Raw genomic sequence first — 14,581 nt, 5'->3', positions numbered from 1 at the left:
GGGGGACCCCCAGCGCCCACCCGTGCCGCCCTGCGGCACGCCTGCCCGCAGCTGGGTGGCTCGATGGGGCGCAGCTGGGTGGCGTTTGACGAGGGGCGACTGGACAGCGCCCCGTAAGGGGCGCTGGGGGTCCCCCGGCCGAAGGCTGGGGGAGGAACTGCGCGATCAGCCCCCACGCACCCGCGGCCGCCGACGCTCCCCCGCCACCCCCTTCAGAAGGCGACCGTCACCCCTTCACCGCCCCCGTCAGCATCCCCTTCTTGAAGTGCTTCTGGACGAAGGGCGAGAGCACCGCCACCGGCAGCAGCGCCATCACCATCACCGCCATCTGGACGGAGAGGTACGACAGCTCGCCCGTCTTGATCGCCTGTCCCAGGCCCACCGGGGCCTGCTGTTTCTGCACCAGTTGGATCATGACGTTCTGCAGCGGCATCTTGTCCTGGTCGTTGAGGTACAGGGACGCGTTGAACCAGGCGCTCCAGTACCCGACCGCGTAGAAGAGGGTGATGACCGCGAGGACCGCCCGGGACAGCGGCATGACGATCTGCCACAGGATCCGGAAGTCGCCGGCGCCGTCGATGCGCGCGCTGTCGGTCAGTTCCTGCGAGATGCCCATGAAGAACCCGCGCAGGACGAGGATGTTGAAGACGCTCACCGCGCTCGGCAGGATCAGCGCGAGATAGCTGTCGGTGAGACCGAGGGACTGGACCAGCAGGTAGGTGGGGATCAGGCCGGCGCTGAAGAACATCGTCGCCATCAGCAGCAACAGGAACCAGCGGTGGCCGAGCGAGCCGATGCGCGAGAGGCCGTAGGCGCACAGGACCGACACGGTCATCGAGAACGCCGTGCCGACGAGGGTGATCAGGATGCTGATGACCGTGGCCCGGGTGACCTGGCCGCCGCTCAGCAACTCCCGGTAGGCGACGAAGGTGATGCCCTTGGGGATCATCACCAGGCCGCCGGCCTCGTCGATGGTCTTCCGGGAGGACAGGCTGGTGACGACCACGATCCAGAGCGGGAAGAGGACGGCGAGGCAGGCCAGGGTCAGGACCAGGCCCTTGCCGGCGACGCCGGCCGTGCTCGGTTCCTCCTCCCAGACCGGGCGGGCCGGCGCGGCCCACCGGGACGGCGGCCGTTCCCGTGCGGGCGGTTCGTCGATGACGGCGGTCATTTCTTGTACACCCCCTGCTCGCCCATGAGATGGGCCACCTTGTTGGCGGCGAGGACCAGGCCGAGGCTGACCACGCCCTTGATGAGGCCCGCGGCGGCCGCGTAGCCGAAGTCCTGGTTGCGGACGCCGTTCCACCAGACGAAGGTGTCGAGGACCTCCGAGGCTCCTGGTCCGACGGCGTCGCGCTGGAGGAGGATCTGTTCGAAGCCGACGGTCAGCGCGTCGCCGACCCGCAGGACCAGCAGCAGTGCGATGACCGGGCGCAGGGCGGGGAGCGTGACGTGCCAGATGCGGCGCCAGCGGCCCGCGCCGTCCATCGCGGCGGCCTCGTAGAGGTCCGGGCTCACGGAGGCCAGCGCCGCCAGGAAGACGATGATCCCCCAGCCCGCGTCCTTCCAGACGCCCTCCGCCGTGACCAGGAACTTGAAGGTCGACGGGTCGGTCATGATGTCGAGGCCGTCGTAGCCGTGCTGCCGCAGCAGTTGGGACAGCAGGCCCGCGCCGCCGAAGAGCTGCTGGAAGACGGAGATGACCAGCACCCAGGAGAAGAAGTGCGGGAGGTACAGGACCGCCTGGGCGATCGCCCGTACCCGGGGCCGGAGCACGCTGTTGATGAGCAGCGCGAGGGCGATCGGGATCGGGAAGAACAGCACGAGTTGCAGGAAGAACAGCACCAGGGTGTTCTTCACCGCGTTCCAGAAGGCGGAGTCGGCGAAGATCTGCTGGAAGTTCTCCAGGCCCACCCATGCGCTGTGCAGCATGGAGACGACGCCGTTGTCGCTGACGTACGGGTCGTAGTCCTGGAAGGCGACGATGTTGCCGAGGATCGGCAGGTAGTTGAAGACCAGGAGCAGCAGGACCGCCGGCAGGGTCATCAGGATCAGGGCGCGGTCGCGTCTGAACCTGAGGCGCAGGCCGAGCTTCCCGGTGTTCGCCTTCTTCGTGGTTGCGGCGGCGCCGGTCGTCACCGGAGTCCGCCCCGTACCGTCGTCGTCTGCCTCGGCTCTGCTGCGAGGCACCGTGCTGTGGGACACGGCCGTTCTCCCTTGCCTCGGTGCCGGGTCAGCTCGCCGTCGAACCGTTGTCGTCGAGCAGCTTCTGGTACCAGTCGCGCAGCTTGTCGCCGCCCTTGCTCTTCCATTCGGCGACGGCCTGCTGCATGTCGCTGATCTTCTTGCGGCCGCGGGTGATGTCGTCCTCCAGCGTCTCGAAGTCGTCCATGAGGTTGGTGTAGCGGGACGGCTCGGTGATCATCTGGCCGAAGAAGCTGGACTTCCGGGTGAAGGAGCCCATCCGCTGCTGCCACTCCACCTGCGCCTTGGCGACGTCGGGGAAGTCGGGGTGGGCGATGGTGGCGGCGGGGCTCGCGATCATGACGTAGGCGTTGAGGACCTCGTTGTTGCCCCGGGTGGTCTTGGTGGGCACGCCGTTCTTGACGGTGTAGTGGGTGCCCTCGACGCCGTAGTTGGTGGCCATGTACTCCTTGGTGCCGTACGGCGCGGCGGTGGTGTTGGCGACGGCCAGCACGTCGCGGACGACGGACTCGGAGGCCTTCCTGTTGACGAAGGCGAAGATGCCGGCCGGCTGTTCGGCCCAGACCTGCGGGTTTCCGCCGTCGTGGCCGTAGACGTCCATGCCCCAGATCTTGTAGTCCGGGTTCTGGGTGGCCTGTTCGGCGGTGCGGCTCCACCACTGGCTGATGTCGTTGGGGTAGATCAGGAACTCGCCGGCCGCGAACTTGGGGCCCGCGTCCGGGGCGTTCTTGCCGAGCATGGCGTCGGGGTGCACGACGTCGGCGGCGAAGAGCTTGCGGGTCCACTCCAGTGCTTCGAGGTACTCGTCGGTCTCGATGCGGTTGATCAGCTTGCCGTCGACGAGGTTCCAGCCGAGCGGTTTCTCGCTGCCGGACAGCACGCCGAACATCTGCCAGGCCGTCCACTTCATGTCCATGCAGGCCCAGCGCTTGGCCTTGGCGTTGGTGATCTCCTTGGCGAGGGACAGGAACTCGTCCGCCGAGCGCGGGACGTCGTAGCCCTCCTTGTCGAAGATGTCCTTGCGGTAGAAGGGCACGATGTTGGTGACGTACGAGGACGGCATCGGCAGCCCGCGCAGCTTGCCGCCGAAGATGCAGCGCCGCCAGGCGTCGGTCGGGACGGCGGCGAGGTTCGGGTAGTCCTTGACCTTGTCGCCGGACAGGTACGGACCGAGGTCGGCGAACTTGCTGATGATGGCGGTGGGTATCTTGCCGCCCATGTTCCAGTTCGGGATGACGACGACGTCCGGCACGTCGCTGGAGGCGAGGACCGCGCCGAGCTTCTGGTCGTAGGTGTTGCCGTCCTGGTTCTGCCACTCGACGTCGACGCCGATCATGTCGTTCATCGCGTGGTAGTAGGGGTTGTCCTGCTTGGGCGGGGACCCCCAGAACGGCGACATGACGGTGACCTTGCCGCCCTTGCCGAGCTTCTTCGGGACCGAGGTCTTCAGGGTCGCGAGGTCGAGCTTGCCGGTGAAGCCGATCGACGAGCCGTACTTCGAGGGGATGTCCGGGGTCACCACGTTGCCGGCGACGTACGACGGCAACAGCTTCTTCGCGTCCTTGCCCGAGGAGGAACCCCCTCCCGACCCGCTGTCCGACGCCCCGCAGGCGGCGAGCAGCGGCATCCCGCCCGCCACCGCTGCGGTGGCGACTGCCGTGGAGGCGAGGAAAGTTCTCCGGCTCGGCCCGGAGGGGGCGGAAGCGGCGTTCGGCGTCATTGCGTCAACCCTTCGTGGCGCACCAGGACACCCGGCGGTGGCCGTCGGCTGCGGTGTCTTGAGTGGAACTGGCTGAGCGGAAGCGGCCCTCCGGCCCGCGACCCATGTCGCGTGCCCCTGGGATGTCGCGTGCTCCTGGGGCGGACCGGATAGTCGAAGCGCTTCGATGTTGCTGCGAGGTTAAGTGAACACCCGGGGGTGCACAAGGGTCGCTTCCAAGATTCCTCCGAGGTATAGGGGTTGACCTCTTCGTATGCGCCACTTGAAATATCGCCGAACATCCCTTGACACCCACCCCCGCGTCGAATGAGCATCGAAGCGCTTCGAAAGCTCCTCGTCGCTCCATCGCAAGGGGAACCGCACGTGACCGCAAAAACGCCGCCCGCGCCACCTTTCCGCGATCCGCAGCTGCCGCTCGCGAAGCGCATCGACGATCTGCTGGCCCGGCTCACCCTGGACGAGAAGGTCTCCTTCCTGCACCAGTTCGCACCCGCCGTGGAACGCCTCGGCCTCGCCGCCTTCCGTACCGGCCAGGAGGCCCTGCACGGCGTGGCCTGGATGGGTCCGGCGACCGTGTTCCCGCAGGCGGTGGGCCTGGGCGCGACCTGGAACACCGACCTCGTCCGACGGGTCGGCGAGGCGGTCTCCAAGGAGGTCCGGGCGATGCGCGCCCGCGACGAGCGCGTCGGCCTCAACGTCTGGGCGCCGACGGTGAACCTGCTGCGCCACCCGCTGTGGGGCCGTAACGAGGAGGGCTACTCCGAGGACCCGAAGCTGACCTCCGCCATCGCCACCGCCTACACCCGGGGGCTGCGCGGCGACCACCCGGTGTACTGGCGCACGGCCCCCGTCCTGAAGCACTGGCTGGCCCACAACAACGAGACGGACCGGGCCACTTCCTCCTCCTCGGTCCGCCCGCGGGTCCTGCACGAGTACGACCTGCGCGCCTTCCGGGAGACCGTGGAGGCGGGCGCGGTGGCCGGGGTGATGCCCGCGTACAACCTGGTCAACGGCCGCCCCAACCACGTCTCCCCGTACCTGCGCGAGCAGTTGCGGACCTGGACGGACGAGGAGCTGCTGGTCTGCTCGGACGCCGGCGCGCCCAGCAACCTGGTCGACCACGAGCACTACTTCGCCACGCACGAGGAAGCCACGGCGGCCGCCCTGCTCGCCGGCGTCGACAGCTTCACCGACCACGGCACGGACAGCACGCAGATCATCGCCCGGGTCGCCGGGGCGCTGGCCCAGGGGCTGCTGACGGAGAAGGACGTCGACACGGCGGTCCGCCGCCAGCTCTCGGTCCGCTTCCGCCTCGGCGAGTTCGACCCGCACGACGACCCGCACACGGGGACCGCCGAGTTCGACACCCCGGCGCACCGCGTCCTCGCCCGGGAGGCGGCCGAGCAGGCGGTCGTGCTCCTCAAGAACGACGGCGACCTGCTGCCGCTCGCGCCCGACGCCCGGATCGCCGTGGTCGGTCTGCTCGCCGACGAGTGCAAACTCGACTGGTACAGCGGCACCCTGATCCACCGCTCCACTCCCCTGGAGGGCCTGTACGAGCGGTTCGGCGCGGAGCGCGTGGAGTTCGCGGAGGGGGTGGACCGGGTCCGGCTGCGGCTCGCGGACGGCACCTTCCTGCACGTGGCCCCCGCCCCCGAGGCCGCCGAGGAGGTGCGCGGCGCGGCGGGCGCCCTGGACCCGGCGCTGCTCGCGGGCCGCACCGACCTCCCGCCGCTCACCACCGACGCCACCGGCACCGAGTTCGCCCTCGCCGACTGGGGCGAGGGTGTCCTCACCCTCCGTGCCCCGGACGGCCGTTACCTGTCCGTCGCCGAGGACGGCTTCGTCCGCGCCGCCGCGGACCAGCCCGGCGGCTGGGTCGTCCAGGAGACGTTCCGCCTGGAACCCCACGAGAACGGTCACCTCCTCCGGCACCTCGGCACGGGTCGCCACGTCTCTGTCGCCGCCGACGGCGTGAAGGTTGCCGCCGGGAACGCCTCCATCTTCGAGTTGATCATCGTCGAACGCGGTACGGACGCCGTCGCCAGGGTGGCCGCCGCGGCCGACGCGGTCCTGGTGGTCGCGGGCAACGACCCGCACATCAACGGCCGTGAGACCGAGGACCGTACGACCCTGGCCCTGCCCCCGCACCAGGAGCGCCTGCTGCGTGCCGCCCGCGCGGCGAACCCGGGCACGGTGCTGGCGCTGGTGTCGTCGTACCCGTACGCGGTGGACACGGCCCGGCTGCCCGCCCTGCTCTGGACGGCGCACGGCGGCCAGGCGGCCGGCACCGCCCTCGCCCGCGTCCTGGCCGGCGACGTCTCCCCCGCGGGCCGGCTCCCGCAGACCTGGTACGCGGCCGACGCCGACCTCCCCGACCTGCTCGACTACGACGTGCTCGGCGCCCGCCAGACCTACCTCTACTTCGAGGGCACCCCGCTCTTCCCGTTCGGCCACGGCCTGTCCTACGCGTCCTTCTCCTACGCGGACCTGACGGCCGAGGTGGCGGACGGCGCGCTCCGCGTCTCCTTCACGGTCGCCAACACCGGCGACGTGCCGGCGGACGAGGTGGCCCAGCTCTACACCCGGGCCGCCGAACCGTCGACGGCCCGCCCGCGCCGCGAACTCCTCGCCCACCGCCGGCTCACCCTGCGCCCCGGCGAACGGACCGCTCTCACCTTCGAAGTCCCGCTCTCCGCCTTCGAGTTCTGGGACGTGGCGCGAGGTGGCCGGCGCCGCGAACCGGGGCCGTACGACCTCTTCGCCGGTGCGTCCAGCGCGGACGTCCGCCTGCGGACGACGGTGGTCCTCGACGGCGAGCCCGCGGCGCCGCGGCCCGTCACCTCCGCGTCGGGCCTGGAACCGGCGGGCTTCGACGAGCAGTCGGGCATCGCGATCGTGGACCGCACCCGGACGGAAGGCGACGCGGTCACCCCGGCGGACGACAGTACGGCCGAACTCGTCTACCGGAACTGCGACTTCGGCACCGGCACGACGGAGGTCACGGCCAGGGTGGCGGGCCGGGGCACCCTGGAACTGTCCCTCGACGGCGCCCCGCCGCTCGCCGTACTGACCCTCGACGGACCGACCACCGACGCGTACACCTACACCTCGCTCACCGCTCCCCTCACCACGGACGGCGTACACGACCTCCACCTGGGACTGCGCGGCCCGCTGCGGCTCGCGCACGTCGGCTTCTTCGGTTGAGGGTCCGGGGAGGCCGGCACGGAGGAGGGGCCCGGCACCGGTAGGCATCGGTGCCGGGCCCCTCCGAAGGAGTGGCTACCTGTCAGGGCAGCAGACACGGGCGGCGGGTACACCACGGCCGGAGCCCCCGCACAGCGGGCTCCGGCCGTGGTGTGTGAACCGGGGTGGGTCAGAGGGCGAGGCCGGTGAGGACCAGGACGCGCTCGTAGGTGTAGTCGTCCATCGCGAACCTGACGCCCTCGCGGCCGACGCCGGACTGCTTGACGCCGCCGTACGGCATCTGGTCGGCGCGGTAGGAGGGGACGTCGCCGATGACGACGCCGCCGACCTCAAGGGCGCGGTGGGCGCGGAAGGCGAGCTGGAGGTCGTGGGTGAACACGCCTGCCTGCAGGCCGTACTTGGAGGCGTTGACGGCGGCGAAGGCCTCGTCCTCGCCGTTCACCTTCTGCACGGTGAGGACGGGGCCGAAGACCTCCTCGCAGGAGATCGTGGCCTCGGCCGGGACGTCGGTGAGGACGGTCGGCGCGTAGCTGGCGCCGTCGCGGTCGCCGCCGGTGACCAGGGTGGCGCCGTCCTCGACGGCCTCCTTCACCCACGCCTCGACCCGCTCGGCCGCCGCCTCGCTGACCAGCGGGCCGACGTCGGTCCTGTCGTCGGCGGGGTCGCCGGTGACCTGGGCCTCGACGGCGGCGACGATGCGCGGGAGCAGACGGTCGTAGACGGCGGCGTCGACGATGACCCGCTGCACGGAGATGCAGGACTGGCCGCCCTGGTAGTTGGAGAAGGTCGCGATGCGGGTCGCGGCCCAGTCCAGGTCGGCGTCGGAGGCGTAGTCGCCGAGGACGACGGCCGCGCCGTTGCCGCCGAGCTCCAGGGTGCAGTGCTTGCGGGGCACCGAGTCCATGATCGAGTAGCCGACCTTCTCGGAACCGGTGAAGGAGATGACCGGGAGGCGCTCGTCCTGGACGAGGGCGGCCATCTTGTCGTTGGCGACCGGGAGGACCGACCAGGAGCCGGCCGGCAGGCCGGTCGTCTCGGCGAGCAGGTCGCCGATGATCAGGCCGGAGAGCGGGGTCGCGGGCGCCGGCTTCAGGATGATCGGCACGCCGGCCGCGATCGCCGGGGCGATCTTGTGGGCGCACAGGTTCAGCGGGAAGTTGAACGGCGCGATGCCGAGGACGACGCCCTTCGGGAAGCGGCGGGTCAGCGCGAGCCGGCCCTGGCCGCCGAGGTCGGTGTCGAGGCGCTGGGCCTCGCCGCTGTTGAAGCGGCGGGCCTCTTCGGCGGCGAACCGGAACACGGAGACGGCACGGCCGACCTCCCCGCGGGCCCACTTGATCGGCTTGCCGTTCTCGGCGGAGATCAGCCGGGCTATGTCCTCGGTGCGCTCGGCGAGGCGGCGGCTGACGTGGTCCAGGGCGGCGGCGCGTACGTGGGCCGGGGTGGCGGCGAACTCGTCCCGTACGGCGTACGCGGCGGCGACGGCTTCCTCGACCTGGGCGTCGGTGGGCACGCTGACCTTGCCGACGAGACGGGCGTCCCACGGGTTGGTGACGTCGAAGGTGTCCTCGCCGGTGGCCTGGCGGCCGGCGAGCCAGAAGGCGTGGGTGGCGGTCATTGCGAGTCCCGGCCCTTCCGCGTTGGGGGTGGGTGTGCAGGGTGTTCGGGTCCACGGTAGGTCGGCGGGGGCGGGGGTGCGTTTGTCCGGGGTGTAGTGGTGGGGGCGGGGGGTGCGCCGGATTGGCACGATGGCAGGCGAGTGGGAACCGTTCAGTCCGCCGACGTCGCCTTCAGCGCCAGCCACAGCTCCATCCGGACGTCCGGGTCGTCCAGGGAGCGGCCCAGGATCTCCTCCACCCTGCGCATCCGGTAGCGGAGCGTGTGGCGGTGGACGCCGAGGTCTGCCGCTGCCGCGTCCCACTGGCCGTGCCGGGAGAGCCAGGCCCGGAGGGAGGCCACGAGGTCTCCCCGGCCGGTCGCGTCGTGCTCGTACAGCGCCCTGAGCAGACCGTCGGCGAACGCCTTCACCGCGTCGTCGGCGAGGAGCGGAAGGACCGAGCCGGACGCCAGCTGGTCGTGCTCGACCAGGACCCGGCCCCGGCGCCGGGCCACGGACAGCGCCTGCTCGGCCTGTTTGTAGGCGGCCGCCGCCGCGATCGGGCCGGACGGGGCGGAGAGGCCCACGACCAGTTCGTCGTCCTCGCCGCCGCCCTGCTCCGCCGGCACCGCCCGAGCCGCCTCCCGCGCCGCCGCGTACTCCACGCACGCCGCCACCGCCGCGCCCCCGTCCGCGGCCAGCACCACCAGCCGCTCCCCCTCGGGCACCACCAGCACCGCCTCCCCGGCACGGGCCGCGGCCGACTCCACCGCCTCCGTGAGACCGGCCGACTGCTCGCCCGTGGTGTCCGCGACGATCATCCGGAACGGGGCGTCGAGCAGCCCGCCGTACAGGTCCCCGGCGACCCCGCGCGCATGGTCCGGCTGCCCGGCGAGCAGCATGCGCAGCACCGCCGCCCCGACCCGCTGCTCGGCGGCGTGCAGCGAACGGGAGCGTTCCGTCGTGAGGGTGAGGAGGGCGATCGCGGAGTGGACGGCGTAGCGCTCCGCCGTGCCGAGCGCCGAGGCCGTGCCGACCGCCAGGGCCCCTCGCGAGCGGCGGCCGGTGCCGAGCGAGTGCAGTTCCACCCGGTCCTCGTTGTCGGGGCCGCCGACCACCGAGGAGGCCGGTGCCGGGCGTTCCCGCAGCCGCTCCACGTCCGCCGTCAGGCGCGCCGCCCGGCGCCCCGCCCACTCCGGTGCCGTCGCGACCACCGCGCCCGACGCGTCGTACAGCGCCGCCCAGCCGTCCACCTGCGCCGCGAGGGCGGTGAGCAGGCCCTCCGGGCCCGCGGTCAGCGCCTGCCTGGTCAGTTCGCGCTGGGCGGCGAAGCCCGCGGTCACCGCCCGGTACTGGTCGGCCGCGATCGCCGCCGAGACCGCCTTGCTGATGGCGAGGAAGGGGGTGCGGCGCGGGACCTCAAGGAGGGGCAGGCCCTCGTGCTCGGCGGCGTCGACCAGGGCCTTGGGGATCTCGTCGTAATTGACGCCGACGGCGAAGCCGAGGCCCACCACACCGGCTCCGACCAGCCGTTTCACGTACTTCCGCATCGCCTCCGGATCCTCCGCGTCCAGCTTCAGCGCGGTGATCAGGAGCAGTTCCCCGCCCTCCATGTACGGCACCGGGTCGGCGAGTTCGCTGACGTGTGCCCAGCGCACGGGCACGTCGAGGCGGTCCTCGCCCGCGCGCACGGTCAGTTTGAGCGCGGAGTGGTGGACGAGCGAGGCGAGCGTCGGTGGCATCAGGCCGTCAGATCTTCTCTTGGGTCGTAGGCACCGTGGGCGTCGTGGGCGCCGTAGGCGTCGTCGGCAAGGGGAACCGTCTTTGGCCGTGCCGTATGAACGGCCTCTGTCGATTCTGCCTCACTGTACGGTCGCTCGCGCCTCCGTGTTCAGCCCCGGCCGCCGGCCCTCAGGTCCACCAGCAGCGGGGGCGCGTACTCGCCCTTGACCGTCGTCAGGGAGAGGACCGCGTGGCCCGGCGGCACCCCGTGGGCCAGTTCCGAGGCCGACCAGCGCTCGCGCTCCACCTGCCGGACGGTGACCGCCCGTGCCGTGGGCGCCTTGCCGGTGATCACCCGGCGTACCACGTGCAGCGCCTTGCCCGCCGGGGTCTCCGCGATGATCTGGCGGTCGGTGACGTCCCGGGTCTCGGTCCACTCCTTGCCCCAGACCTCGGCGAAGTCCTGCCCGTCCCAGGGGGTGAGCCCGGCGAAGGCCATCCGGCAGCCGGTGGCGCCGAGCAGCGGGCCGCGGAGCGGGCGGGGGACGTCGTCCAGGGTGCGCAGGGTCAGCACCACGCCCGCGTTGGCCGAGCGCAGGCGCTGGACGGCACGGACCGCCTCCGGGGTCACCACGCCCGTCGCGTCGTCCAGGAGCAGGCAGGAGAAGAGCGAGCGGTCGTCCCGTACCGCGACGCTCGCCGTGAACTGGGCGAGGACCAGGCGGGCCAGGATGCGGGAGGCGTCCGCGTGGCCGCGCTCGGGCAGGTCGATGCGGACCCGGACCGGGTGGTCGAGGGCCTTGAGGGAGAAGGGGCGGGACTGGCCTGAGGTGTCGAAGAAGCCGGCGAAGGCCGGGCGGTCGAGGAGCGCGATGCGGTCGGCCAGCACCGCGCCGACGTCGCCCGGGTGTCCCATCTGGCGTTCCCGTGCGTCGAGTTCGCGCAGCAGCGACTCGTGGCCGGTGGTCGTGAGCGCCTTGCGGAGCGCGGCGAGCGGGCCGGGGGCGCCGTCGAGGAGCCGGCGGAGTTCGGGGACGGAGGGGAAGCGGCCGTGGACCGCCCGGAACGGGCCGAGCAGCTGGGCGAGGACGGTGGTGGAGCGGCGGCTGTCGCTGCCGGGGTGCGGGTCGGCGAGGTCGCCGGCGAGCGCCTCGGCGAGTATGGCGGCGGCCTCGTCGGGGTCGGTGGTGCCGCCGTACAGGTCGAGGTCGTAGACGGACTCGGGGTGGGCGATGCGGATGACGACGTCGTAGGCGTCGGCGGGTCCGAGGCCGGCGCCGGCCGCGCCGACGACGACCACGGAGGCGCGGCCGGCGAGCGCGTGCAGGCAGAGCGACTCGGCGAGCGGGCGGACCAGGGAGCCGGTCTTGCCGGAGCCGGCCGGGCCGACGGCGAGCAGCGAGGTGCCGAGCAGTTCGGGGCCGAGGGCGAGGCCGGTGCCCCGGTACCGGTAGGGATTGCGGGGGTCGTCGGCGGTGGTGCCGAGCCGGACCTGGCCGGTGACCAGGTCGTGGCGGGCGTGCCGGGCGGGCAGGTCGCGTTCGCCGGAAGGGTGCAGGCAGGCGGCGGCGCCGTCCTTGACGACGGCGGTGGTGAAGGTGGCCATGCTGTGCCGGCCGCTGCGTACGCCCTGCCAGGCGCGGGCGATCCGGGCGTGGTCCACGTCCCGCATCAGCCCGCTGCGCGCCTCACCGGCGAGCCGGTCGGCGGCGGCGTCGGCCCCGGCGGCCCGGAGGTGGGGCCACTGGGCGGGGTCGTCCGACGGCGCCGGAGCCTCCTGGCGGGACCCCGCGGACGCCGCGGCCCTGAACCGGGGCGCCACGAACCGCCGCCACACCTCACCCCAGCGGCCCAGCTTGCCCACCACGAGCATGATGGTGAGGGCGACGAGGTAGGTGTATCCCTCGTAGATGAAGCGGGTCGCGGTCGGTGAGATCGTCGCGTTCGCGCCCTGCCACGAGGCGGGGAGGAGCAGCTGGAGCGGCAGCCCCCACCACGCTCCCAGGTACCCGTGCGTCAGCAGCGACCAGACCAGCCACCCCACCAGGAAGGCGATCAGGGCGCCGCTGAGCAGTTGCCGGGTGGGCAGCTCCTCGGGTTCCTGCTCCGCCCGGGGCCGGTACCCGAACCGCCACACCCCCGGCGCCGCCTCCGGCCTGGGCGCCCGCAGCCAGGTCAGGAAGGCGGAGCCGTCCGGCAGCGGCGGCACCGCCGACGGCGGTGCCGTGGGCCGGGGCGGCACCGCGGGCGCCTCGACAGGCACCGCGTCCGCGTCCTGCGGTCCCGCCGGACGCGGTACAGGATTCGCATGCGTACGCCGCGTGTCCCGCGTCCCGTCGCTGTCCATCGCTCTCGCTCCCTGACCAGCCGTTCTTCCGTCCACCGTCAGCGGCCAATCTAACGCCCTCGCAAGGGGAGTTCACCGCTTACGCGGCCGAGGAGCCGTCCGGCCGGGCACCGGCCCCCCGCCCGCACTATGTCCACCGCGGACAACGTCACTCTCCGACAACGCCCACATGGAGCATGCCCACCTCCCACACCCGGCCCTAGCCTGCGAAGAAAGAAGGAAAGCGTCCGAAAACGCACCACCGGAGCAACCGGACGGGACGCGCCCGGCACGCATCGGTTCGCACCACTCATCAGGGAGCCCTCATGACCGCACTTCCGCAGGAGCGCCGCGTCGTCACCGCCATCCCCGGCCCGAAGTCGCAGGAACTGCAGGCCCGCCGTCTCGCCGCGGTGGCGCAGGGTGTGGGCTCGGTGCTGCCCGTCTTCACCGCGCGCGCGGGTGGCGGGATCATCGAGGACGTCGACGGCAACCGTCTCATCGACTTCGGTTCCGGCATCGCCGTGACCTCCGTCGGTGCCTCCGCTGAGGCCGTCGTACGCCGCGCGAGCGCCCAGCTGGCCGACTTCACCCACACCTGTTTCATGGTCACCCCGTACGAGGGCTACGTGGAGGTCGCCGAGGCCCTCGCGGAGCTCACCCCGGGTGACCACGCGAAGAAGTCCGCGCTGTTCAACTCCGGCGCCGAGGCCGTCGAGAACGCCGTGAAGATCGCGCGCGCCTACACCAAGCGCCAGGCCGTCGTCGTCTTCGACCACGGCTACCACGGCCGCACCAACCTCACGATGGCGCTGACCTCGAAGAACATGCCGTACAAGAACGGCTTCGGTCCGTTCGCCCCCGAGGTCTACCGCGTCCCGGTCGCCTACGCCTACCGCTGGCTCACCGGCCCGGAGAACGCGGGGCCGGAGGCCGCCGCCCAGGCCATCGACCAGATCAGCAAGCAGATCGGCGCCGACAACGTCGCCGCGATCATCATCGAGCCGGTGCTCGGCGAGGGCGGCTTCATCGAGCCGGCCAAGGGCTTCCTGCCGGCGATCAGCCGGTTCGCCGAGGACAACGGGATCGTCTTCGTCGCGGACGAGATCCAGTCCGGGTTCTGCCGTACGGGCCAGTGGTTCGCGTGCGAGGACGAGGGCATCGTCCCGGACCTGATCACCACCGCCAAGGGCATCGCCGGCGGTCTGCCGCTGGCCGCCGTGACCGGCCGTGCCGAGATCATGGACGCCGCGCACGCCGGTGGCCTGGGCGGCACCTACGGCGGCAACCCGGTCGCCTGCGCCGGTGCGCTCGGGGCCATCGAGACGATGAAGGAGCTCGACCTCAACGCCAAGGCGAAGCACATCGAGTCGATCATGAAGCCGCGGCTGACCGCCATGGCCGAGAAGTTCGACGTCATCGGCGACGTCCGCGGCCGGGGCGCGATGATCGCCATCGAGCTGGTCAAGGACCGCACCACCAAGGAGCCGAACCCGGAGGCCACCGCGGCCCTCGCCAAGGCCTGCCACCAGGAGGGACTGCTGGTCCTGACCTGTGGCACCTACGGCAACGTGCTCCGCTTCCTGCCCCCGCTGGTCATCGGCGAGGACCTCCTCAACGAGGGCCTCGACATCATCGAGCAGGCTTTCGCGCGGATCTGAGCCACAGGCTTCCCACAGCGCGCGCAAAGGGTCTCGAACCCGTGTGCCACCGCCGCCCCGCCCCTCCCACCTGGCGTGATACGGGAGGCTGGGGCGGCCCCCGTCAGGCCGTGTGAAGAAGGTGTGCGAGGTGCATGACGGGA

At 71.8% G+C, this 14,581-nt stretch carries 8 protein-coding genes; 2 read left to right on the top strand and 6 right to left on the bottom strand.

Annotated features, from left to right (window positions below; genetic code table 11):
- Positions 1-226 precede the first annotated feature (226 nt).
- The 3 genes from ACFZB3_RS44870 to ACFZB3_RS44860 are packed head-to-tail and all read right to left on the bottom strand — an operon-like array spanning position 227 to position 3,925.
- Positions 227-1,171 carry an ABC transporter permease subunit gene (locus tag ACFZB3_RS44870; protein ID WP_391388503.1) on the bottom strand — a complete coding sequence of 315 codons (945 nt, stop codon included), beginning with the start codon at positions 1,169-1,171 and terminating at the stop codon, positions 227-229.
- Positions 1,168-2,205, bottom strand: coding sequence for an ABC transporter permease subunit (locus ACFZB3_RS44865; protein WP_391388500.1), 1,038 nt, complete (start codon positions 2,203-2,205; stop codon positions 1,168-1,170). The genes ACFZB3_RS44870 and ACFZB3_RS44865 overlap by 4 nt, the downstream gene beginning before the upstream one ends.
- A 28-nt stretch (positions 2,206-2,233) precedes the next feature.
- Positions 2,234-3,925, bottom strand: coding sequence for an extracellular solute-binding protein (locus tag ACFZB3_RS44860; protein ID WP_391388498.1), 1,692 nt, complete (start codon positions 3,923-3,925; stop codon positions 2,234-2,236).
- Positions 3,926-4,288: 363 nt separating this feature from the next.
- Here ACFZB3_RS44860 and ACFZB3_RS44855 point away from each other — a divergent pair, with 363 nt between their 5' ends.
- Entirely contained in the window at positions 4,289-7,132 is a 2,844-nt protein-coding gene (locus ACFZB3_RS44855) for a glycoside hydrolase family 3 C-terminal domain-containing protein (protein ID WP_391388494.1), read from the top strand.
- 169 nt (positions 7,133-7,301) lie between these two features.
- On the opposite strand, the gene ACFZB3_RS44850 is transcribed toward ACFZB3_RS44855, so the two are convergent.
- From ACFZB3_RS44850 to ACFZB3_RS44840, 3 genes are all read right to left on the bottom strand, one after another.
- Entirely contained in the window at positions 7,302-8,750 is a 1,449-nt protein-coding gene (locus ACFZB3_RS44850; protein ID WP_391388490.1) for an aldehyde dehydrogenase family protein, read from the bottom strand.
- Between the two features lie 152 nt (positions 8,751-8,902).
- Positions 8,903-10,471 (bottom strand): PucR family transcriptional regulator ligand-binding domain-containing protein, encoded by a 1,569-nt coding sequence (locus ACFZB3_RS44845; RefSeq protein WP_391388487.1) that lies wholly within the window; start codon positions 10,469-10,471, stop codon positions 8,903-8,905.
- A gap of 149 nt (positions 10,472-10,620) precedes the next feature.
- A complete protein-coding gene (locus ACFZB3_RS44840) occupies positions 10,621-12,798 on the bottom strand; it encodes an ATP-binding protein (RefSeq protein WP_391388484.1) in 2,178 nt (725 codons plus the stop codon).
- A 305-nt stretch (positions 12,799-13,103) separates the two neighbouring features.
- Here ACFZB3_RS44840 and gabT point away from each other — a divergent pair, with 305 nt between their 5' ends.
- Positions 13,104-14,438, top strand: a complete 1,335-nt coding sequence (gene gabT / locus ACFZB3_RS44835) for a 4-aminobutyrate--2-oxoglutarate transaminase (RefSeq protein ID WP_391388481.1) — start codon at positions 13,104-13,106, stop codon at positions 14,436-14,438.
- The last annotated feature ends 143 nt before the right edge of the window (positions 14,439-14,581 follow it).

Source organism: Streptomyces sp. NPDC008092, from assembly GCF_042957285.1.
In the GTDB taxonomy this organism is placed as follows: Bacteria; Actinomycetota; Actinomycetes; order Streptomycetales; family Streptomycetaceae; genus Streptomyces.
The sequence above is the reverse complement of the archived record's forward strand: the minus strand, read 5'-3'. Positions and strand labels throughout refer to the sequence as shown.

Excerpts from the sequence above, each read along its gene's own strand:
- ACFZB3_RS44870 (WP_391388503.1), bottom strand. The coding sequence starts at position 1,171 with ATGACCGCCGTCATCGACGAACCGCCCGCACGGGAACGGCCGCCGTCC.
- ACFZB3_RS44860 (WP_391388498.1), bottom strand. The coding sequence starts at position 3,925 with ATGACGCCGAACGCCGCTTCCGCCCCCTCCGGGCCGAGCCGGAGAACT.
- ACFZB3_RS44850 (WP_391388490.1), bottom strand. The coding sequence starts at position 8,750 with ATGACCGCCACCCACGCCTTCTGGCTCGCCGGCCGCCAGGCCACCGGC.
- ACFZB3_RS44845 (WP_391388487.1), bottom strand. The coding sequence starts at position 10,471 with ATGCCACCGACGCTCGCCTCGCTCGTCCACCACTCCGCGCTCAAACTG.
- ACFZB3_RS44840 (WP_391388484.1), bottom strand. The coding sequence starts at position 12,798 with ATGGACAGCGACGGGACGCGGGACACGCGGCGTACGCATGCGAATCCT.
- gabT (WP_391388481.1), top strand. The coding sequence starts at position 13,104 with ATGACCGCACTTCCGCAGGAGCGCCGCGTCGTCACCGCCATCCCCGGC.